The 22479-nt window shown below is 63.8% G+C and carries 15 protein-coding genes; 12 read left to right on the forward strand and 3 right to left on the reverse strand.

Annotated features, from left to right (window positions below; all coding sequences use genetic code 11):
- Window positions 1-117: 117 nt before the first annotated feature.
- The 9 genes from AKL25_RS13970 to AKL25_RS14010 all read left to right on the forward strand — a co-directional run bounded on the left by AKL25_RS13970 (window position 118) and on the right by AKL25_RS14010 (window position 13970).
- Window positions 118-1053 carry a LysR family transcriptional regulator gene (locus AKL25_RS13970; protein ID WP_050478301.1) on the forward strand — a complete coding sequence of 312 codons (936 nt, stop codon included), beginning with the start codon at window positions 118-120 and terminating at the stop codon, window positions 1051-1053.
- 247 nt (window positions 1054-1300) lie between these two features.
- Complete coding sequence (locus AKL25_RS13975; RefSeq protein WP_050478302.1) at window positions 1301-4921, forward strand: response regulator; 3621 nt, start codon at window positions 1301-1303, stop codon at window positions 4919-4921.
- 173 nt (window positions 4922-5094) lie between these two features.
- Entirely contained in the window at window positions 5095-6288 is a 1194-nt protein-coding gene (locus AKL25_RS13980; RefSeq protein ID WP_050478303.1) for a GAF domain-containing sensor histidine kinase, read from the forward strand.
- A gap of 61 nt (window positions 6289-6349) precedes the next feature.
- Window positions 6350-7096 carry a carbon-nitrogen hydrolase family protein gene (locus AKL25_RS13985; RefSeq protein WP_050478304.1) on the forward strand — a complete coding sequence of 249 codons (747 nt, stop codon included), beginning with the start codon at window positions 6350-6352 and terminating at the stop codon, window positions 7094-7096.
- A gap of 225 nt (window positions 7097-7321) precedes the next feature.
- The gene (locus AKL25_RS13990) at window positions 7322-10852 is read left to right on the forward strand and encodes a response regulator (RefSeq protein WP_050478305.1); all 3531 of its coding nucleotides are present in this window, start codon (window positions 7322-7324) and stop codon (window positions 10850-10852) included.
- A 38-nt stretch (window positions 10853-10890) separates the two neighbouring features.
- Window positions 10891-11718: a CheR family methyltransferase gene (locus AKL25_RS13995; RefSeq protein WP_050478306.1), complete on the forward strand. Its 828-nt coding sequence runs from the start codon at window positions 10891-10893 to the stop codon at window positions 11716-11718.
- Window positions 11715-12317, forward strand: a complete 603-nt coding sequence (locus AKL25_RS14000) for a chemotaxis protein CheB (RefSeq protein WP_050478307.1) — start codon at window positions 11715-11717, stop codon at window positions 12315-12317. Before AKL25_RS13995 ends, AKL25_RS14000 begins: the two co-directional genes overlap by 4 nt.
- Complete coding sequence (locus AKL25_RS14005; protein WP_083444712.1) at window positions 12310-13509, forward strand: hybrid sensor histidine kinase/response regulator; 1200 nt, start codon at window positions 12310-12312, stop codon at window positions 13507-13509. Before AKL25_RS14000 ends, AKL25_RS14005 begins: the two co-directional genes overlap by 8 nt.
- Before the next feature lie 23 nt (window positions 13510-13532).
- Window positions 13533-13970 (forward strand): GFA family protein, encoded by a 438-nt coding sequence (locus AKL25_RS14010; RefSeq protein ID WP_050478308.1) that lies wholly within the window; start codon window positions 13533-13535, stop codon window positions 13968-13970.
- Here the strand turns inward: AKL25_RS14010 and AKL25_RS14015 are convergent, their stop codons facing one another.
- Window positions 13971-15284, reverse strand: a complete 1314-nt coding sequence (locus tag AKL25_RS14015; RefSeq protein WP_050478309.1) for a serine hydrolase domain-containing protein — start codon at window positions 15282-15284, stop codon at window positions 13971-13973.
- Between the two features lie 332 nt (window positions 15285-15616).
- Here AKL25_RS14015 and AKL25_RS14020 point away from each other — a divergent pair, with 332 nt between their 5' ends.
- Window positions 15617-16309, forward strand: a complete 693-nt coding sequence (locus AKL25_RS14020) for an alpha/beta hydrolase (RefSeq protein WP_050478310.1) — start codon at window positions 15617-15619, stop codon at window positions 16307-16309.
- Between the two features lie 40 nt (window positions 16310-16349).
- Here AKL25_RS14020 and AKL25_RS14025 read toward each other — a convergent pair whose 3' ends face one another.
- A complete protein-coding gene (locus AKL25_RS14025) occupies window positions 16350-18950 on the reverse strand; it encodes a chemotaxis protein CheW (protein ID WP_050478311.1) in 2601 nt (866 codons plus the stop codon).
- 270 nt (window positions 18951-19220) lie between these two features.
- Window positions 19221-19628 (reverse strand): helix-turn-helix transcriptional regulator, encoded by a 408-nt coding sequence (locus AKL25_RS14030; protein WP_050478312.1) that lies wholly within the window; start codon window positions 19626-19628, stop codon window positions 19221-19223.
- 131 nt (window positions 19629-19759) lie between these two features.
- Here AKL25_RS14030 and AKL25_RS14035 point away from each other — a divergent pair, with 131 nt between their 5' ends.
- Complete coding sequence (locus tag AKL25_RS14035) at window positions 19760-20494, forward strand: response regulator transcription factor (protein ID WP_050478313.1); 735 nt, start codon at window positions 19760-19762, stop codon at window positions 20492-20494.
- Window positions 20495-20538: 44 nt separating this feature from the next.
- Window positions 20539-22479 (forward strand): sensor histidine kinase, encoded by a 1941-nt coding sequence (locus AKL25_RS14040; RefSeq protein ID WP_050478314.1) that lies wholly within the window; start codon window positions 20539-20541, stop codon window positions 22477-22479.

Below are 22479 nucleotides of genomic sequence, written 5' to 3' on the forward strand. Positions count from 1 at the left end.
GATGTTTCCTTTCAGGGAGATAAATGGGTTTGCTGAACTGAACTTTAGGCTTTCGAATCCACTAGCGTTAGTCGTGATCGACTAGAATCACTTTCAAGTATTACTTGAAGGTAAAACATGGAAACCCTGGCCAATCTGGAATCGTTCGTGCGCAGTGCCGAGACCGGCAGCTTTTCGTCGGCGGCGCGGCGGCTGGCTTTGACGCCGGCGGCGGTGAGCCGCAACGTCGCGCAGCTGGAGCGCAATCTCGGTGTACGATTGTTCCAGCGCAGCACGCGCGGGCTGACGCTGAGCGAAGCCGGCGAGCGCTTTTTGCAATCGGTGCAGGGCGGGCTGGACAGCATCCAGGGCGCGATCGCGGATATCACCGTCAATGCCGGGCAGCCGGCCGGGGTGCTCAGGCTCAGCACCTCGCAAGCCCTGGGGATGGATTACCTGCTACCGCTCATGCCGGCGTTTCTCGAACGCTATCCGGCGGTAACGCCCGACTGGTTTTTCGACAACCGTCCGCTGGATCTGATCGCCGGCGGTTTCGATGCGGCCATCGGCGGCGGCTTCGATCTGCCGCCCGGCATGGTCGCGCGCGAACTGGCGCCGGTGCACATCGTCGCGGCGGCCTCGCCGGCGTTCTTGCGCGGCAAGCGTTTGCCGAAAGATCCTGCCGGGCTCGGCGACTTCCCTTGCGTCGCCATGCGCTCGCCGCTGAACAGCCGGATACGCACGCAGATCATGCGCAACAGCCGCGGCGTCGACATGGCGGCCGTGCAAAAACCGGTGATGCTGTTCAACGACCCCGAAGCGGTGTGCCATGCCACGCTGCTGGGGATGGGCATCGGCCTGGTCGGCGTGCTGCATGCGCTGCCGCACCTGCAAAGCGGCGCGCTGGTGCGCGTGCTGCCGGACTGGCATGCCGACGTCGGCCCGATTTCGCTCTACTTCGCCAGCCAGAAACTGTTGCCGGGCAAGACGCGCGCCTTTGTCGACTTCGTCACCGAGGCGTTTCGCGAGCAGAAACTGGCGCACCGTCTTTCCGCCCTGAATCTGCCGAAATAAGCAGCACGACGATCAGGTCGCCGGGCGCCTTGCAGGAAGAAATGGGCAAGTGGGCAGCGCTGTCGGTCAACACCGGATTTACGCAGGCGTAACTCCCCGGTAACTGCGCGGCGTAATTCCCCTTGAGAAACCAAATTGCCACGCCGAATGTTCATGGGCATAATGGCCTTCACACCGGGCCAGACCAATAACATCGGCGGCGCTGCCGCCATTGAGCTCCGGGCCAGTGTTTCCATCGGGAGAACGCATGCGCAGGCTGAAGGGGAATCAGCATTACTTTCTGGCGCAGTTCCTGCCGCTGGCCGCCATGGTGCTGGCCGCGGCCGCTTTCCTCTATCACAGTCGCATCGATGCCGAACTGAATCGCCTGCAGCTGGAACAGCGCGAACGTGTGGCGCTGGGCGTGGCGTCGCTGACCAATGACCTGGACGCGCCGCTGCGCCATCTGAGCATTCTCACCGGCGAACCGCCCATCGCGCGCGCCGTCAACGATCCGACGCCGGAAAACCTGGCCACCATGGCGGAGAGTTTTTCCACGCTGATGCTGCGCAATCCCTACTACGACCAGGTGCGCTGGATCGATCAGGACGGCATGGAAAAAGTACGCCTGAACATGGGCAGCACCGGGCCGATGCTGGTCGCAGAAAAAAATCTGCAGAACAAGAAGGAGCGGCCGTACTTTACCGACACCATGACGCTGCCGCGCGGCGAGATCCTGATCTCGCCGATGGATCTGAATATCGAAAACGGCAGGATCGAGGTGCCGCACAAGCCTACCGTGCGGCTGGCGGTTCCCGTGTTTACCAGCGGCGGCCAGGCGCGCGGCATCCTGATCATCAATCTGCTGATGACGCCCTTGCTGGATCGTTTCTCCAATCAGGTCGAACGCGGCGTCAACCGCGCCATGCTGCTCAACGGCGAAGGCTTCTGGCTCTACAGCACCAATACCGCCGACGAATGGGCTTTCATGTTCAAGCGCGACGACAGCCTCAAACGCGACTATCCCGCCATCTGGACGCAGATGCAGGCCAGGCCGACCGGCAATGTCATCGGCGACGACGGCATCTGGTCATGGCAGCGCGTCGACATCGACGGCAACACCGGCCGCTACGGCTTGCATCAGCAATCGCCCTGGACCGTGGCGCTGTTCCTGCCGCAAAAGCGCGTGATCGTCGACAGCCACCGCATCCTGATGCGGCTGGCCTGGTTCGTCGCGCTGATCCTGCTGGCGCTGGCCTTGCTGAGCTGGCAACTGGCGGTGCATCGCAAACGCCGCGAAGCCGCCGTGCACGAACGGCTCAAGGCCGAGGCCGAGCTGGCCGCCAGCGAAGAGCGCGTGGCCGACCTGCTGCGCCATCAGGAGACGCGCTCCATGCTGGCTTCGATTGTGGCGTCGTCGGACGACGCCATCATCGGCACCGGCCTCGACGATCTCATCAACAGCTGGAATCCCGGGGCGGAAAAAGTGTTCGGATATCTCGCACGCGAGATGATCAACCAGTCGATCTATGTGCTGGTGCCGACCGAAAAGAACGAAGAAACGCGCCGCTTCACCGCGCAGACCATGCAGGGCGAAACCGTGGTCAACCACGAAACCGCGCGCTGGCACCGCGACGGCCGTCTGCTCGACGTTTCGGTGACGATCTCGCCCATCCTCGACGGCGAGAAGAATATCGTCGGCACGTCCTACATCGCGCGCGACATCACTGACCGCAAGCGCCTGGAAAAGGAACTGACCCAGTACCGCCAGCGTCTCGAAGGCCTGGTCGAGCAGCAAACCAGGAACTTGCTCGACGCCAACCGCAACCTCGAACTGGCGCTGTCGCGGGCGGAGTCGGCCACGCGCGCCAAGAGCAGCTTCCTGTCCAACATGAGCCATGAAATCCGCACGCCGATGAACGCCGTGCTCGGGCTGACCTATCTGCTGGAAAAAACCGCACTCAACGCCGACCAGCGCGACCTGGTGCGCAAGATCATCACCGCCGGCCACTCGCTGCTGGGCATCATCAACGACATCCTCGACGTCTCCAAGATCGAAGCGGGGCGGCTGGAGGTCGAGCACGTCCCGTTCCGCCTCAGCGCCGTGCTGGAAAACGTCGTCAACGTCACCGCGCCCAACATCGGCGACAAGGACGTGGAACTGGTGGTCGGCTTCAACGATGTCGGCACCGAACATCTGTACGGCGACGCCTTGCGGCTGGAGCAGATCCTCACCAATCTCACCAGCAACGCCATCAAGTTCACCGCGCGCGGCGAGATCAGTATCCACGTTTCCCTGGTCAGCCAGGTCGACGACCAGGTCATGCTGCGCTTCGCCGTGACCGACAGCGGCATCGGCATCCCGGAAGACCGCCAGCAGGACATCTTCCACGCCTTCACCCAGGAAGACACCTCCACCACGCGACGCTACGGCGGCACCGGCCTGGGCCTGACCATCTGCCGCCATCTGGTGCAACTGATGCGCGGCGAAATCGGCGTGGTCAGCGAACCGGGCAAGGGCAGCCAGTTCTGGTTCATGCTGCCGTTCCAGATCATGCCGCATGCCGCCGAGAAATTGCCGCTGGAAGGACCGCTCACAGTGCTGGTGGCCGACGACAACGCCACCGCGCGCGCCGTGCTGGCCGACACCATCAAGTCCATGGGCTGGCAGGTCGATACGGTGGAGTCGGGCGAAGACGCGATTTCCAAAACCATGGTGCGGCTGCGCCACAACCTCGGCTACGACATCTTCCTGCTCGACTGGCGCATGCCCGGCATGGACGGCCTGGAAGCGGCCAGGGCGATCCGCGAAGCGTCGTCCTCGCACTCCCAGCCGCCGATCGTGATCATGGTGACGGCTTACGGACGCGACGACGTCATGACCTCGCCCGACGCTGAACTGCTCGACGCCGTCATCACCAAGCCGGTCACGCCCTCGACGCTGTACAACACCATCGTCCATGTGCGCCAGCGCCGCGGCGGCGAACGCAGTACGCGGATAAAAGCGGGGACCGGCGCCGACAAGGCGGGCGCTCCCATCGTCGCCGGCGACGACCGTATCAACGGCGTGCGCATCCTGGTGGTCGACGACAGCGAAATCAACCGCGAAGTCGCCAAGCGTATCCTCGAAGCCGACGGCGCCGAGGTCATCGCTGTCGGCGACGGCAATGAAGCAGTCGACTGGCTGCGCGAACATCCTGACGGCGTCGACCTGGTGCTGATGGATATCCAGATGCCGGTCATGGACGGCTACTCCGCCACGCACGAGATCCGCCATACCCTGCAGCTGCCCGCGCTGCCGGTCATCGCGCTGACGGCCGGCGCCTTCAAGGCGCAGCAGGAGGCGGCGATGGCGGCGGGCATGAACGGTTTCCTGTCCAAGCCTTATAACGTCGACCAGATTATCTCGGTGGTGCGCCAGCACATCGCGCACCTGTCGGCCGACGAACTGGAACGGCGCCGCCAGGCCAAACCGGCCTACGCCTCGGCCAGCGTCATCACCACCTTTCCGACCATCATCGAGACCGCTGCCAGCGCCACGCCCGGGCTCGATGTCGCCGTCGGCCTGGAAGCCTGGGGCAGCAAGGACGTCTACGGCAAATTCCTCGGCAAGTTCGCCGAGCAATACGGAAAAACCGGCAGCGACATCCTCGCGCACATCCAGGCCGGCGAGCTGGCCCCGGCCAGGACGTTGGCCCACAAGCTGCGCGGCAGCGCCGGCACGCTGGCGCTGACCGACGTGCATCGTCTTGCCGGCGAGCTGGAAGGCTTGCTGTCCGGCGCCGATGCGACTCCCGCTTCCGCGTCCGACTGCAAGGTCAAGGCGGCGGAACTGGACGCCGCGCTGAGCATCGCCCGGCGCGCCATCAACGATTACACCGAAGCCTGAACAACTGCGCATTTGCCAAACCGTTGCGTCGCGTTGTCAGGCGTTGTCCTACAAACCGCCTCCCGCCGCCATTCCAGGCAACATTTGACCGACACTTTCGGTTAAGCTGACATACCGTCGGGCATGCCGATTACATCAAACTACACAGGGAATCAGGGAGCCCGTTGGCCGTGATGGAACAGAAAGAACGAGAACTGCAAGCCGAGGTGGCGTCGGTGGCCCGCATCGACGCCGTGCCGATGATTCTGGACGTGGTTTGCCGCACCACCGGCATGGGCTATGCCGCGGTGGCGCGCGTCACCAAAGAACGCTGGATCGCCGCCGGCGTGCTCGACAAGATCGCCTTCGGCCTGGGCGTCGGCGGCGAGCTCAAGGTCGACACCACCATCTGCGACGAGATCCGCGACAGCCACGAACTGGTCGCCATCGACCATGTCGCCCAGGACCCGCGCTTCTGCAATCATCACACGCCGAAGATGTACGGCCTGCAGAGCTACATCTCGGTGCCCATCTTCTGGCGCAACAATGAATTCTTCGGCACCTTGTGCGCCATCGATCCCAATCCGGCCAGGGTGCAAACCGAGGAAGTCATCAATACCTTCAAGCTGTTCGCCCAACTGATCGGCTCGCATCTCGACAATCTCGAACGCGCCGAAGCCAGCGAAGCGGCGCTGCTCAGCTCGCAGCAGGCGGCCGACCTGCGCGAGCAGTTCATCGCCATCCTCGGGCATGACCTGCGCAATCCGCTGACGGCCATCACGCTGGCGGCGCGCCTGCTGCGCGCCCGCGCCTCGGAAGAGAGCCAGAAGACCGTGACCCAGATCGAGCAAAGCGCCAAGCGCATTTCCGGCCTGGTGGACAATATGCTGGATTTTTCGCGGGCCCGCCTGGGCGGCGGCTTTGTACTCGACAAGACCGCCGACAATGCATTGCGCAAGGACCTGGAAATGGTGATCGCCGAGCTGGGTGCGGTCTGGCCCGAACGCGAAATCCACGCTGACATCGCGCTCTCCGCACCCATCCATTGCGACAGCGCGCGCATCTGCCAGATGCTGTCGAACCTGCTGTCCAACGCGCTCACGCACGGCGCGCGCAACGGCGCCGTCGCCGTGACGGTGATCGGCGACGCCGGGCATTTCGAACTGCAGGTGCGGAATGAAGGCTTTCCGATTGCACCCGATGTGCAGCGACGCCTGTTCCAGCCTTTCGTGCGCGGCGGCGACCGCAAGGAAAAGAACGGGCTCGGCCTCGGGCTGGGCTTGTTCATCGCCGCCGAGATCGCGCGCGCCCATGGCGGCCAGCTGACGCTGGCGTCGGAGCCGGCGCAGACCACGTTCACGTTTCGCATGCCGATGCTGCCGGGCTGATGCCGGCGCGGCCGATGTTTTCATTTCACACTTCAACTTTGCAGTCATTCCGGAACAGACCATGACCTCACTCGCGATCGCGGCGGCACAGACCCTTTCGGTAACCGGCGACATGTCCGCCAACATCGCACGGCACGGCAAAGCCATCGCACAGGCCGGCGAGCATGGCGTCAATTTACTGGTCTTTCCCGAGTTGTCTCTGACCGGTTACGCGTTGCACGTAGCGCGCTCGCTGGCGATCCGTCCGGACGACGCCATGCTGGCGCCGCTGCATCTGCAGGCGCAGCGTCTCGGCATGACGGTGGTGGTTGGCGTGCCGCTGGCGGCGGAGGATGGAGGTTTGCCCCACATTGGCGCGGTGCTGCTGGGTGGATCTGGTGCACCGACGTTCTACGCCAAGCAACATTTGTATGGCGACGAGAACAAGCTGTTCAGCCCAGGCCGGCAAAGCAATCTGTGCGAGGTAGCCGGCACGCGCGTCGCACTGGCGATCTGCGCCGACGTTTCGCAGCCGGCGCACGTCGCCCAAGCCGCAGCGGATGAAGCGGCGCTGTACGCAGCCGGCGTCATGGTGACCGATAAAGGTTACGCGTCGGAAGCCAGCATGCTGCAGGGCTACTCGGCCCGCTACGGCATCGGCGTGCTGATGGCCAACCACGGCGGCCCGACCGGCGACTGGCAGGCGGTCGGCCGCAGCGCCTTCTGGGCCGGCGGCGAGCTGATCGTTGACGCGCCCGGCGACGGCGAATGCCTGGTGATCGCGCGGCGAACCGGGGGCTGGACGGGCGAGGTGGCGGTCTTGCATTGAGGCCGGAAAAATCGCGCGCCTGCTCGCATTTGCCTGCGAAAAACAGCGTGCGTAGTCATCCTGCCGAGAGCAGAATGCCGGTCATTCCGCGCCAAGCAATCTAGTATAATTTTTTGCGATTTCCTAAAAGAAATATAAGAATCTCTTCTGGTGGCCATCTCACCCGGTCACCTTCTCTTTCCAGCATTTATCTTTATTACGGAGTTCGCCGTGCCAGGTTCCGCCATGCAAACTGATGAACGAACGCCATCGGGGCAAGCTCACGGCCGCGGGCCGGTGAGTGGACCGCCGCTGCCGCCGGGACCGCTGGTCGGTTTCGCCGTCGCCATTCTGGCGGTGATCCTGATCGCGCTGTTTTCCTACCGTTCGTTGCAGACACGCGAGAACACCGCGGCGCTGGTGTCGCACACGATAGAAGTGCGCGAGCAGCTACAGCTGCTGGTGTCGGCGCTCAAGGATGCCGAGACCGGCCAGCGCGGCTATCTGCTGACCAACACCGAGAGTTATCTCACGCCCTACATCAATGCCCGCGCCTCCCTGCCGGGCGAACTGGCCAAGCTGCGCAGGCTGGTCAGCGACAGCCCGGAGCAGCTGCAGCGGCTCGACGCCATCGACTCGCTGGTCAAGGTCAAGATGGATGAACTGGCGGAGAGCATCGACCTGCGCCGCACCAAGAACAGCGAAGCAGCGCTGGAAGTCGTGCGCACCGATCGCGGCAAGCTGGCGATGGACCGCCTGCGCACGCTGGTCGACCGCATGGAAACGCACGAGCGCGACCTGCTCGCCGACCGCCAGGCCGAATGGCGCAGCGCCGTTACCCTGTCCAATACCGTCACCTGGGGCGGCTCGGTGCTGTTGCTGGTGCTGATTGCGATCGCCGCGGCGATGACCTCGCGCGACTATCGCGCGCGCGAATTGCAGGTCTGGATGCGCGTCGGCCAGATCGGCCTGAGCGAGCGTCTGCAGGGCGAACAGCGGCTGGAGGTATTGGGCGGCAACGCGCTGGCCTTCCTGGCCGAGTATCTCGACGCCCAGGTCGGCGCGATCTACATTCAGGAAAGCGGCGGCGAATTCCACCGCTTCGGCGGCTATGCGCTGACGGCCGACAACACCCATGCCCGCGTGCAGCCCGGCGACGGCCTGCTGGGCCAGGCTGCCAAACAGAACCGCGCCATGCACGTGCGCGACGTGCCCGGCGGCTATCTGCCGGTATCGTCCAGCCTCGGCGCAGCCAAGCCGCTGGAACTGCTGATCGTGCCGGCCAGCATCGACGGCGGCGTGCAGGCGGTGGCGGAGCTGGGCTTTTTCCGCACATTGAAGGTGGCCGAGCTGAACTTCCTGTCGGGCGTCGCCGACATGATCGCGGTCGCCGTGCGCTCCTCCAAGGACCGCACCCGCCTGGAAGAACTGCTGGAAGAAACCCAGCGCCAGGCCGAAGAATTGCAGACCCAGGAAGAAGAACTGCGCGTCAACAACGAAGAACTGGAAGAACAGAGCCAGGCGCTCAAGACCTCGCAGTTCCGTCTCGAGACGCAGCAGGCCGAACTGGAAGAAACCAACGCCCAGCTCGAAGAACAGGCGCAACAGCTGGAAGCGCAAAAGGACGATTTGTCCAAGGCCCAGGATGTGCTGCTGGAAAAAGCCACCGAGCTGGAGCGTTCCAACCAGTACAAGAGCGAGTTCCTCGCCAACATGAGTCACGAGCTGCGCACGCCGCTCAACTCGACCCTGATCCTGGCCAAACTGCTGGCCGACAACAAGGACGGCAACCTGACCGGCGAGCAGGTGCGTTTCGCCCAGACCATCTCTTCGGCCGGCAACGATCTGCTGGCGCTGATCAACGACATCCTCGACCTGTCCAAGATGGAAGCCGGCAAGATCGACATCCTGCCCGAGCCGGTGGCGCTGATCAAACTGGCCGACGACATGCAAGCCAGCTTCAAGCCGACCGCGCAGCAAAAGGGCCTGGGCTTCAAGACCCTCATCGAAGCCGGCGCGCCGGCGCACATCGAGACGGACATCCAGCGCATCGGCCAGATCCTGAAGAATCTCTTGTCCAACGCGCTCAAGTTCACCGACAAGGGCGAAGTCACGCTGACCATGTATCCGGCCGCCGCCGGCAAGGTGGCGTTCTCGGTGCGCGACACCGGCATCGGCATTGCGCAGGACCAGCATCACTTCATCTTCGAAGCCTTCCGCCAGGCCGACGGCAGCACGCACCGCAAATACGGCGGCACCGGCCTCGGCCTGTCGATCTCGCGCGATCTGGCGCGCCTGCTGGGCGGCGACATCCAGGTGCAGAGCAAGCCGGGCGAGGGCAGCATCTTCACGCTGATCCTGCCGGCGAGGTATTCCGCCGACGCCGTGCAGACGCGCCCCGGCGCCCTGGATGCGCCGGTGTTGCCGGCAGCGTCGGCATCCCCATCATTGCCGTCAATGCCGAAGACCATGCACAGCGCCGCGCCGGTATCCCTGCCGGCTGCGCTGGCCGAGGCGGCGCCGCGCAGCACCGCGATTTCACCGCAGCCGGGCGCCGTCGACGACGATCGCAGCCGGCTGGAATCCAACTCGCGGCGCATCCTGGTGATCGAAGATGACATGGCGTTCTCGCTGATCCTGCGCGACCTCGCGCACGAGATGGGCTACCAGTGCATCGTCGTGCATTCCGCCAACGAAGGCGTGGCCGCCGCCGGCCTGTATCACCCCAACGCCATCGTGCTCGACATGAATTTGCCCGACTTCTCGGGACTCGGCGTGCTCGACCAGATCAAGCGCAACCCGGTCACGCGGCACATCCCGGTGCACGTGGTTTCGGTCGCCGACTATGTGCAGGAAGCGATGGAGCGCGGCGCCGTCGGTTATGCGCTCAAGCCGGTGCAGCGCAAGGAGCTGGTGGACGCCTTCAAAAAACTCGAAGCCAAGTTCTCGCAGAGCCTGCATCACGTGCTGGTGGTGGAAGACGACGCCCGCCAGCGCGAAAGCATCCGCCAGCTGCTGGGCAGCCAGGACATCAACATCGTCGGCGTCGAAACTGCCGCCGACGCGCTGGCGCAATTGCAGGCGACCACCTTCGACTGCATGGTCATGGACCTGAACCTGCCCGACCTCAGCGGCTATGAGCTGCTGGAAAAGATGGCGCAGCAGGACGACGTTTCCTTCCCGCCGGTGATCGTCTACACCGGCCGCTCGCTGGCGGCGGAAGAAGAACAGAAGCTGCGCCGCTTCTCGCGCTCCATCATCATCAAGGATGCGCGCTCGCCGGAACGCCTGCTCGACGAAGTCACGCTGTTCCTGCATCAGGTCGAGACCACCCTGCCTGCCGAAAGCCAGCGCCTGCTCAAAGTCGCGCGCGACCGCGAGACGGTATTCGAAGGCCGCCGCATCCTGGTGGTGGAAGACGACGTGCGCAACATCTTCGCACTGTCGAGCGTGCTCGAACCCAAGGGCATGAAAATCGAGATCGCCCGCAACGGCATCGAGGCGCTGTCCGCGCTGGAGCGCAGCCAGACCGCGCCGGGCGCCGGCATCGACCTGGTCCTGATGGACATCATGATGCCGGAGATGGACGGCATGACCGCCATGCGCGAGATCCGCAAGCGCCCGGAATGGAAGAAGCTGCCGATCATCGCGCTGACCGCCAAGGCCATGAAGGACGATCAGGAAAAGTGCCTGGCGGCCGGCGCCAACGATTACATCGCCAAGCCGCTCGACGTTGAAAAACTGCTGTCGCTGGTGCGCGTATGGATGCCAAAGTAAACATCGGAACAAAGACAGAGACCGGAGCCGGAGCGCGCATGCCGAATCGCCATTTCGACATCGAGATGCAGTTGCTGCTCGATGCCATCTACCTCAAGTATCACTGCGATTTTCGCGGTTATGCCGGGGCGTCGATGAAGCGCCGCCTGGTGGCGGCGATGACGCGCTTCCGCTGCGAAACTTTGTCGCAACTGCAGGACAAGGTGCTGCACGATCCCGATGTGTTCCCGGTACTGATGGAATACCTGACGGTGCAGGTCAGCGAGATGTTCCGCGACCCGGGCTATTTCCTGTCGCTGCGCGAGAAGGTGATTCCGCTGCTGCGCACGTATCCGTCGCTCAAGATCTGGGTGGCCGGCTGCAGCGCCGGCGAAGAGGTGTATTCGCTGGCCATCCTGCTGCGCGAAGAAGGCCTGCTGGAACGCACGTTGATTTACGCCACCGACATCAATCCGACCGCGCTGAAAAAAGCCGAGGCCGGCGTCTACGACCTGGAACGGATTGCGGGTTTTACCAGCAACCACCAGAAGAGCGGCGCCAAGAGCTCGCTGTCGGATTACTACACCGCCGGCTATGGCCGCGCCGTATTCGACAAGACGCTGCGCCAGCACATCGTGTTCTCCGACCACAGTCTGGCGACCGATAGCGTGTTCGCGGAAATGCACCTGGTGTCCTGCCGCAATGTGCTGATCTATTTCAATCGCCAGTTGCAGGAGCGCGCGCTGGGTTTGTTCCGCGACTCGCTGTGCCGCAAGGGTTTTCTCGGGCTGGGCGCGAAAGAATCGCTGCGTTTTTCCAGCCACGCCGAGGCCTTCGACGAGGTTGTGCGCGAAGACCGTATTTTTCAGAAGAAGAATCCGCTATGAACGGCGCCACTCAACTTGAACGCCGCATCGCCGCCATCGTGATCGGCGCCTCGGCCGGTGGCGTCGAGGCGCTGTCGACGCTGCTGCCGGCCTTGCCGCGCGGCGCGGCAGCTGCGACCTTCGTGGTGCTGCATCTGCCGCGCGAACGGCCCAGCCTGCTGGTCGACATCTTCACGCCCAAATGCGTCCAGCCGGTGCGCGAGGCGCAGGACAAGGAGCCGGTCGAGGCGGGGACGATTTATTTCGCGCCGCCGGATTATCATCTGCTGATCGACCAGGGCCCGCAGCTGGCCTTGTCGGGCGACGAGCCGGTCAATTTTTCGCGGCCGGCCATCGACGTGCTGTTCGAGTCGGCGGCGGACCAGTACGGCGAAGGCTTGCTCGGCATCATCCTTACCGGCGCCAATCACGACGGCGCAGCCGGCTTGCAGGCGGTGCGCCGGGCCGGCGGCATGACCATCGTGCAGCAGCCTGAAGATGCGCAGGCGCCGTACATGCCCGAGCTGGCTTTGCAGCAGGGCGCGGTTGATGCGATCATGACCCTGCAACAGATCGCCGCGCTGTTGGCGACCCTGCCTCGCGGAGAAAACAATGCATAAAACTAAAGAGGACAATATGTTGCCCCGCGTGAAATTTTTGCTCGTCGACGATCTCGACGAAAACCTGCTGGCGTTATCGGCCCTGCTCAGGCGCGACGATGTTGAACTGCTGCAGGCGCGCTCCGGCTTCGAAGCTCTCGAGTACCTGCTGGCGCACGATGTGGCGCTGGCCTTCATCGACGTGCAGATGCCCGACATGGACGGTTTCGAGCTGGCCGAACTGATTCGCGGCAGCGAGCGCACGCGCCACGTGCCGCTGATTTTCGTCACGGCCGGCGTGCGCGACGAACGCCGCCTGTTCAAGGGTTACGAAAGCGGCGCGGTGGATTTCCTGTACAAGCCGATCGAACCGCACATCCTGCGCAACAAGGCCGAAGTGTTCTTCCAGCTGTATCGCCAGAAGCAGCAGCTCGCACTGGAACTGCGCGAGCGCACGGAAACTTTGCGCCTCAACGAAATGTTCGTCGCCATCCTCGGCCACGACCTGCGCAATCCGCTCGGCGCCATCCTCACCGCCGCCACCCTGCTGCAACGCTCGCTGAAAGAGGAGATCAACCAGAAAGCCACGGCGCAGATCGTCAACAGCGGCAAGCGCATGGGCCGCCTGATCGACGACATGCTCGACCTCGCGCGTGCGCGCCTGGCCGGCGGTATCGCGCTGGTGCGCAACAGCGCGCGGCTGGACGACGTGGTGCAGCGCGTGGTGCAGGAATACCAGGCTGGCTTCCCGCATTGCCGTATCGACGTGCATGCCGAAGGCGACGCCGCCGGCGAGTGGGACGCCGACCGTCTGGCGCAAGTCGCCGCCAACCTGATCGGCAATGCCGGCCGCCACGGCGACCCTGCCGAACCGGTACGCGTGCATATCGACGGCACCCGCAGCGATGCCGTCGTGTTCTCGGTCGCCAATGCCGGCCTCATACCGCCGGCAATTTTGCCGGACATCTTCAATCCCTTCCGCGGCGGCCACCGTCGCGAAGGACACGGCGACGGTCTCGGCCTCGGTCTGTATATCGTCGAACAGATCGTCACTGCCCATCGCGGCGAGATCGGCGTGCAGTCGGCCAACGGCCACACGGTCTTCACCGTGACGATTCCGCGCAAGGTGGAAGAGGGCGGCAATACGATCTATGGCGGCTGGGCGGAAAGCGGCAGCGAGACGCACGCCAGCGGCTGGCAGTCGCTGAACTAGGACGTTTTCATCAGGGGTATCGCATGACAACTCCCACTGACAATCCGCCGCGCACGCTCGCCGGCATGTGCCTGTGCGGCGCGGTGCGCTATGCGGTGGAAGACAGCTTTCAGTACGCGCTGAACTGCCACTGCTCCAACTGCCGCCGCGCCACCGGCTCGGCCTTCAAGCCGTTCGCCGGCATCGAAGCCCACAAGCTGCGCATCACGGCGGGCGAAGAACACCTGCATAGCTTCGGCGGCGACGGCATTCCGCAGCAACACGAAGCGCACGACGCCCATTGCGGCAAATGCGGCTCGCTGCTGTATTCGCTGGTGCGTGACGGCGCCTATGTTCACGTCACGCTCGGCACCCTGGTCGACACGCCGGCGATCCGGCCGACGGCGCATATCTTCGTCGGGTCCAAGGCGCCGTGGTTCACCATCACCGATCAGTTGCCGCAGTTTGAAGAATTCAACTGATCAGCTGCGGCGCAGGCCGCCGTATATGCCTTCTTCCACTTGTCCCCACAGGTTGACCACGCGCGCGTCGTAGAACGGCAGAACCTGGGTGAACATGGCGCCGGTCACGCGTTTGACGGGATCGATCCAGAAATAGGAGTTGAGCAATCCGGCCCAGCTGCCGCTGCCGGCGCTGCGCCCGTGCGGCCCCGCTTGCGTATTGATGTCGAACGACAGGCCCCATTTATGCGGCATGCCCGGGAACTGGTCGAAACTGTTGGAATAGGCGGGTAGCGCCGATTTCATCTCCACCACATTCAGGTCGCCGATCTGGTTCCTGAACATCGACGCCACGGTTTCAGGTTGGAGCAGGCGCGCCCCGTTGAAGCTGCCGCCGCGCACCAGCATCTGCAGGAAGGCCATGTAATCGCGCGGCGTGCTGAACAGCCCGCCGCCGCCGCTGAAAAATTCCGGACGCTGATTCATCTCGAACGGCGCCGCCTTGAGCGAGCCGTCCGGCTGGCGGTTGTACATGGTCGCCACGCGTTTCTTCTGCGCGCCGCCGATGAGAAAGCCGGAGTTGCGCATGCCGAGCGGGTCGAAGATATTTTCGCGGAAGTAGATTTCCAGCGACTGATCGGTGACCGCCTCAACCAGCTTGCCGACCCAGTCCAGGCTGATGCCGTACTGCCAGCGTTCGCCGGGCTCGAATTCCAGCGGTGCGGCAAAGGCGCCGTTCATCGAATAGGCGATGTCCGGCATGCCGGTGGCTTTTTCGTACTGCAGGATGTCGCTGCTCCAGACCGGATAGGTGTAACCCGAAGTGTGGGTCATCAGATGGCGCACGGTGATGGCGCGTCTGGCAGGACGCAGCTTCGGCTTGCCGGCGGCGTCGAAGCCCTCCAGCACCATCGGTGACTTGAGTTCGGGAAGAATTTCGCCGGCCGGCTGATCGAGCTTCAGCCTGCCTTGTTCGATGAGCTGCATGCAGGCCGTCGCAGTGATGGCCTTGGTCATGGAGAGCATCCAGAACACGCTGTCCATCGAGATCGGCGTGCCGGCATCGACATCGGCCTTGCCGAAGGCGCCTTCGTAAATCATCCTCTTGTCGGTGGCGCCCATGGCGACCACGCCGGCCACCGTCTTGTTGTCGACCGCCTGTTCCAGCACGCGGTCGATCGCTGCAAATGCCTGGTCCGGCACGTAGTTGTCCCGCACGGCCTGAGGCGCGTTTTGTGCAGCGGCCCGGCCGCTCAGCAATCCGCCCAGCGTCGTGGCGGCGAGCAGGCCGGAGGCGCCCTTGAGCATACTGCGGCGGCTGAGATTGTGTGTCATGTCGACTCCATCAGGTGAGAGTAAAAGTACGCCTGTCTGAACAGGTACTTCCGGCGCAGCGCCGGCAGCGAAAATCCATCGCGATGCGGCGGATGATAGGCGCTGGGAAGGCGTGATGACATGGCCTTGTCGTCATTTCATTCATGCCGCCACGTCATGAATGCGAGGAATGTGATGAATGCGGCTGTGCTCGGCAGCGACCAAACTGTTTGCGGGGGGAATAGACGGCGCTGCCGATTGTCACGGATAACAAAACAAATCGTCGCATTGGACAGTATTTATTTCCAGCAGCGATCCCGTTAGAGTGAACTCACACTCATCACAGGATCATCATGAACGCCTCCTCCAGCACATCCAACGATCACGGCCTGCCCTTGCACCATCTGGTGCACCGCGCTGCAGCCGGTGGAGAAGGCGCCTGCCTGTTGCTGCTGCACGGCGTCGGCTCGAACGAGACCAATCTCGCCGCGTTTGCGCAGGCGCAGGATCCGCGCCTGACCGTGATCCTGCCGCGCGGGCCGCTCGCTTTCGGAGCTGGCCAGCATGGCTGGTTCAACGTCAGCTTCACGGCGGCCGGTCCGGTGATCGATCCGGCGCAGGCGGAAGCGTCGCGCAACATGCTGGTCGCGTTCATCGATGGTTTGCCGGCCGCCTACGGCATCGCGCCGGAAAAAGTCTGGATCGCCGGTTTCAGCCAAGGCGGCATCATGAGCGCAAGCGTCGGCCTGACGCGGCCGGACAAGGCGGCGGGTTTCGGTATCCTGAGCGGCCGCATCCTGCCCGAGATCGCTCCGCTGATCGCGGGTGCGGAGTCCTTGAGAAAGAGCAGCGCCTGCGTCTCGCACGGCGTGCAGGACAACAAGCTGACGGTGGAGTACGCACGCAATGCGCGGCGCCTGCTCAACGAACATCAGATCCCGACCGCCTATCGCGAATACCCCGCCGGCCACGAACTCAATGCCGAGATGCAGGGCGATTTCATCGCCTGGATGACGCAGCAGCTGGATGCTGCGGCGGGTTACTAGCGACAGCAGCGCGGCCGGGACAACTGCAGCGACAGCCTGGCTACACGGCGTCGCTGACGACGATTTTCTTGCCGCCCGGCGTCTCTTCGCAAGAAAAATCCGCGACGTTGCCGCCAAACACATTGCGCACGATGCTCTCGATATCGACTACCTGCACCATCTGTCCCGGGTTGGCGGTGCGGATGATGTTGCAGACATAGTTGGCGCGATTGCCGAACATCGGCAGCGGTGGGTCGATCTGTGCGGCGCCGAATTCCATGACGTTGTGCAGATCGTCGATCAGCAGGCCGAGGGTATGGCGGCCATGGCGGACCACGACGATTTCCCTGGCCGTTTCCAGTTTTTGCGCGCCGGGATGGAGCAGCTGCCGCATGTCGATCACCGGCACGAAGGACGACGCGCCGCCGCTGTTGTCCTGGTAGTTCAGCGCGCCGGCGATCATTGGTTTGAGGGTCGACGCGGTCAGCATGCGTTCCGCTTCCAGCGATTCGACCACGCTCGATGCCGGCATCGCAAAGATGTCGCCGTCGATCAGGATGGTGGCGTACTCGCGCGCGCCACCGCTGTGCCGGGCGACTTCGAGCGGTACTGTATCGCCGTGCCGGACGGCGGCGACGTTGTCTTGCACACCGATCGGCACGAACACCATGGCGATGACATCGTTGACGTAGCTGTCGGCGTTCTTGAATTCGCGATAGCCGAACGAGGCGGTGTGGCCGAGCACCATGTATTGTCTGTCGTGCACGCGGATGGCGGCGGCGCTGAGTCCGTTGGCGATTTCCGTCACGCTGCTGTCCGTGCGCAGCACGCTGCCTGGCGGATAGCCGGCATGCGTGCTGGAAATGACGTGGCCGCTGCGGTCGGTATAGACGGCGAAGGCCTGGTCCTGTTCCGGCAGCGACGCCGACAGCATGTTGCGGAACTCCGGTTCGGCGTCGAACACGATACCGATGCCGCCCACCGCTTGTCCCTCGTGGTCGGGATGAAAGATCGCCGCGCAATACACATAAGTCGGACGGTCGCCGTACAGCCAGGTCGGTTCGAACGGTGAAACGCAGTAAGCCTGGCTGTCCGTCAGTTGCAGCGTCTTGCGCACCAGCAGTTCGTCCATGCTGCGACCGTTCATGTCGGGGCCGTCGCCATGCGGATCGGAGGCGGCGATGATGGCGCCGTTGGCGTCAAATACGACCAGCCGCGCATAAGCGGTGTAGAGCGCATTGATCGATTCCAGGATCTGCGCGACGCGCGCGCGGTCCTGTTCGCTACGCCGGCGGTCGGCTGCAATGCGGCGAATGTCCGGCGTCAGCGCCCACCAGCGGCAGTCATTGGCGCGTTCATACAGGTTGCGGTCCATGATGTCGATCATCAGGCGCGAGATGAACTGCATGTCCTGCAGGCTGGACGAGATGACCGTGGCGTACAGATCCTGAATCGACTCGCGGAAGATCTTGCTGGTCTCGTCGCCGGTCTGGCTGATCTCTTGCAAAATCGCTTTCAGACGCAGCAGGTCGCGGTCTTCTCCGGCCGACATGATCTTGCCGTTCCACACCACGCGCCGCAGCGAGTGATTGATCGACTCGGCCATGATGGTGACGTCGTGCAGCGGCGGACAAAACGATTTGGCATGCGACATCACGCCGGCAAGCATGGCCGGGTCGTAGCCGGCGAGCACGTCCGTACCTTGCTGGCGGAACGCCGTTTCGCAGGGGATCATGACGTGGCCGTACCAACCGGGGCCGCCGTAGCCCTGGTAGTCGCGCGCCGCGCAGGTGCGGGCCAGATATTCGCGGCCGGCGTAGACCACGATCTGGTAGTCGTCCTCCAGCGCCAGCGGCACGGTGCGCCCGGCGGGAATGTGTTCCGCATCGCTGCTGGCGATCACGCAGCCGGCATCGTCGAGCATGAGCATCACCGAGCGGTCGGCGGCCTTGCGCAGGCCGTCGAAGACGTCCTTCATTTCTACCGCGATCGGGAAGCACAGGCACAGCAGGCCGATGGCTTCGCCGTCTGCCGGGTCGACGATCTTGTGCGAATAGATCAGCGCGCGTTCGCCGCTGTCGCGCAGATCGGACTGCGCGAAGGTTTCGACGTAGCGGTCGGACTTCAGCGTCTGCGCGATCAGCGGATCGAAGGAGTGCCTGACGTCGTTGTTGCCGTCGAGATTGGCGAGCACCCGGCCTTCGGTGTCGAGGATCAGAATCTCGTCGTAGACGGTGTACTTGTCGCGATAAGCGCGCAGGCGCGCGACGATATTGTCCCTGTCGTCAGGGCCGCGCTCGCGGTCGAGGATGAATGCGCGGATGGCGTCGTCCATCGCCAGGAAACCGACGTCGGCGGTGCGCTCGAACAGGTTGCGCACCACGATGTCGATGACGACCTGCGCCTTGAAGTCGATTTCCTGCACCGACTTGGCGATGTTCTGCCGGACCAGGTTGGCGATGAGGCGCTGCTCCAGATTGTTGAATCCTTCGCGGGTCACCTTCATGGTCGGCAGGATGCTTTTGGCTTCCACCGGGCAGACCATTTTTGCGGTGGATTCGATCAGGCGCCAGGCGAAGTTGAGTTCGCGCAGAGAGCGTTCGCACAATGCCACGTCCGGCATGTAGCGCAGGAATTCTGCGGTCGGTAATGTCTGTTCCATAAGACCTCTGAATGGGTTGGCGCAGGGCGATGCCCTGCCGACGGCGGTCGCGCTGCGCGACGCCCGTGTCCATGTCTCCCGCAATCTGCCCGCCAGGCTGCGCCTGTTCCCTTGCTGCGTTTTAAGAGGTCTTTTTTGCCTGCCGCGAAGATTGTGGCAGAGAAATCTTTCGCGGCTTAACCGCCTGTCTCATTTTTTGTACGGAAAATGCGCGGTTTTTGTGAAAGAGAGGAAAACCGGCAGCGCAATGTTGACGAACCGGCATCGACGTCAGGATGCGGCGCAGTGGGCGGAAGAATGGGCGCCCGGCGGCGCCAGCCGGCATTGCCGGAAATGGCGCGGCGTCATGCCGTAGGCGCGGCGGAACGCGCGGCAGAAGTCGGAGGCGCTGTTGAAGCCGGCGCCGTAGGCAATGTCCATGATCGTGCACTGGGGCGAAACGATCATCTCGGCAGCGGCTTCGCGCAAACGGCAGTTGCGGATGTATTCCATCAGGCCGCCTTCCGCTTCGAACAGGCGATACAGGGTAGGGCGGGACAGCTGGAACGCCGCCTGGATGGCGGCCGGGGTGAGCGACTCCTGATCAAGCCGGTCTTTGATGTAGTTGCGAATGTCGTCCAGCAGTGCATCGCGCCTGATCGCGTGCGCGGAGCGATGCGTTGTGATCATGCCTTGCATTTTGAATTATTCCTCTACGGCATCATGAATGAACGAGACTGTAGAACTGCCGCCGGCGCTTGTCTGTAGAACAAATGTGCTACAAGCATCGGCGTTGGGACGGCGATATCCCGGCGTACAATGGCCCTCCCATGCCGTCATCCATCACCGACATTCCCGTGCTGCCCGTCATCCACGTCGCCATCGTCGAGGACGACCCCGGCTTTTGCGATGCGCTGAGCAAGGCCGTGGGCGCTGCGCCGGACATGTTGCTGGCGGGTATGGCCGGCACCCGTGCGGAAGGACTCGCCATGCTGCAGGGGCCGCCGGCGGACGTGCTGCTGGTGGACCTCGGCCTGCCGGACGGCTCCGGCATCGACGTCATCGTGGCGGCGGTGGCGCAATGGCCGAGCTGCAACATCATGGTCAGCACCACCTTCGGCGACGAGACCCACGTCATGCGCTCGATTGAAGCTGGCGCTGCCGGCTATCTGCTCAAGGACAGTTCGCCGGCCAAGATGATCGACGAAATCCGCAGCCTGGCCAGCGGCGGCAGCCCCATCAGTCCCATCATTGCGCGCCAGGTGCTGGCGCGTTTCCGCGGCGCGGCTTTACCTGCATCCGCACCTGCCGCCTCCGCCGCAGCCGACCAGCGCGGCGCCGGCGCGCGCGGGCAGGAAGAAGCCCAGGTCCTGCTGTCGGCACGCGAAAAGGAAGTGCTCGACTACATCACCCGCGGCTTCACCGCGCAGGAGATCGCCAAGCTGATGCAGCTGTCTCCCTTCACCGTGCGCACCTTCGTGCGCCGCATCTACAGCAAGCTCAAGGTCACCTCCAAGACGGAAGCCATCTACGAAGCGAGGACGCTGGGCTTGCTGCCCGACTGAACGGCATTCCGCCCGGTCCTGATTTCTTCGGTAATAATGCCCGCATGAAAATACTTTCGCCCCGCCTGTTTGCCAATGCGCTTTTCGCCGTTTCCCTGGCCTTGCTGATCGCCGTCGGCGCCTGGTATGTGCAGGGCGGAGACGGCGAGGCCACGTCGGCCGGCCTGCATCTGACGCAGGTGGACTGGCAGGATGCGGACGGCCATGGTTTCTCGGCGCCGCCCTTGACGATGGACAGCAGCAGCCTGCCGCCATCCTGGCAGCACGCGATGTTGCCGTCGGCGTTGCCGGTTGCGCCGCCGCCAGCGACGACGGCCGGCGCGGCGGCTATCCGTACGACCTGGCTGAGGCTGCCCGTCACGGGGCCGCTGCCTGCCGGGCCGCTGGTGCTGTACGGCATCCGCATCAAGACCGACGGCACGGTGGCGGTCTATGCGAACGGCCGGCTGACGTATCGCACGCAGCAGGGCGGGCAACTGTGGAACAGCCTGTTCACGCCGCTGTGGTTCGCGCTCGATCAGCACGACGGCGACGCGCCGCTGAAGGAAATCCTGATCCGCGTGGAGCATCTTCCCGAGACGCCGGTGGGCTTGTCGTCGCTGTGGGTGGGCACCGCCGAAGCATTGCGCGGGCGCTATTACCTGCGCCAATGGCTGCAGCGCGAACTGCCGGCCACGCTCAGCGCCGCCTTCATGGCGGTGGGGATTTTTGCCTTGTTCGTCTGGTTCCGGCGCCGCCATGAGATGCGCTATCTGCTGTTCTTCAATCTCGCGGCGGTTTCTTTCGTCGGTCATCTGCACTATTACGTGAGCTTGCCCATCGTGACCGACTGGTTTGCCTGGCTGACCGCTAACGCCTTGTTATGGCTGCTCACGGTAGTCCATCTGTTCCTGCGGCAATTGCACGGCCGTCCGCTGACCTGGCTGACCCGTACGCTGACCGGCGTCACGCTCGCCGCCAGCGTGCTGTCGATACCGGCGCTGGGCATCCTGCCGGTGTATCCGAGCACCTCGCTGATGGTGCCCTTCATGTATGCGGTTACCGTGCTGATGGGGATACTGGTGTGCGCAATGGGCGCGCAGGCGTCGTGGGGACGTTCGCGCGACGCCATGCTGCTGGTCAGCGGCGTCGGCGTGGCGGTGCTGCTCGGCATGTCCGACTGGCTGCTGCACAACGATGTCGTCAATCCGGAAGGCTGGTTCCTCGGCGCATATACCAACGCCGTCACCTTCGCCATGTTCGGCGGACTGATGTACCGGCGCTACCTCAACGCCATCGCCGAGGTAGAGCAGATCAACGCCAGCCTGGCGCAACGCCTGCAGGCGCGCGAAGCCGAGCTGGAGAAGAGCCACCGGCTGCTGCGCGAGGCGGCCCAGCGGCAAACCATCAGCGAAGAACGCCAGCGCCTGATGCAGGACATGCACGACGGCCTCGGCTCATCGCTCATCAGCGCCATCCGCTCTGTGGAGCACGGCGGCGTCAGCGACGCCAGGGTGTCGCAGATTCTCAAGGACTGCCTCGACGATCTCAAGCTCACCATCGACTCGATGGAGCCGGTCGAAGCGGATCTGCTGCTGTTGCTGGCGACGCTGCGCTTCCGTCTCGAACCGCGTTTCGAAGGCAGCAACATCACGCTGGTGTGGGACGTGCAGGAATTGCCGACGCTGTCCTGGCTGGAGCCATCGAGCGCATTGCACATCCTGCGCATCGTGCAGGAGAGCATCGCCAACATCCTGCGCCATACCCGCGCCGACCGCATCCGCGTGAGCACCGCGCACGACCGCGCGGGCGTATCGGTCGTCATCGAAGACAACGGCCAGGGATTCGACATCGCGAAAGCGCTCGACAGCGCGGCAGGACGCGGTCTGCACAATCAGCAGCGTCGCGCCAGAGCGGTCGACGGCACGGTCGCCTGGGATTCGGACGCGGGCGGCACGCGCTTCACGCTGTGGCTGCCGCTGGCGCGCAAGATCGCAGCGGCGTAG

Origin of the sequence: Herbaspirillum rhizosphaerae (genome assembly GCF_001189965.1) — a bacterium.
Lineage (GTDB): Bacteria > Pseudomonadota > Gammaproteobacteria > Burkholderiales > Burkholderiaceae_D > Herbaspirillum > Herbaspirillum rhizosphaerae.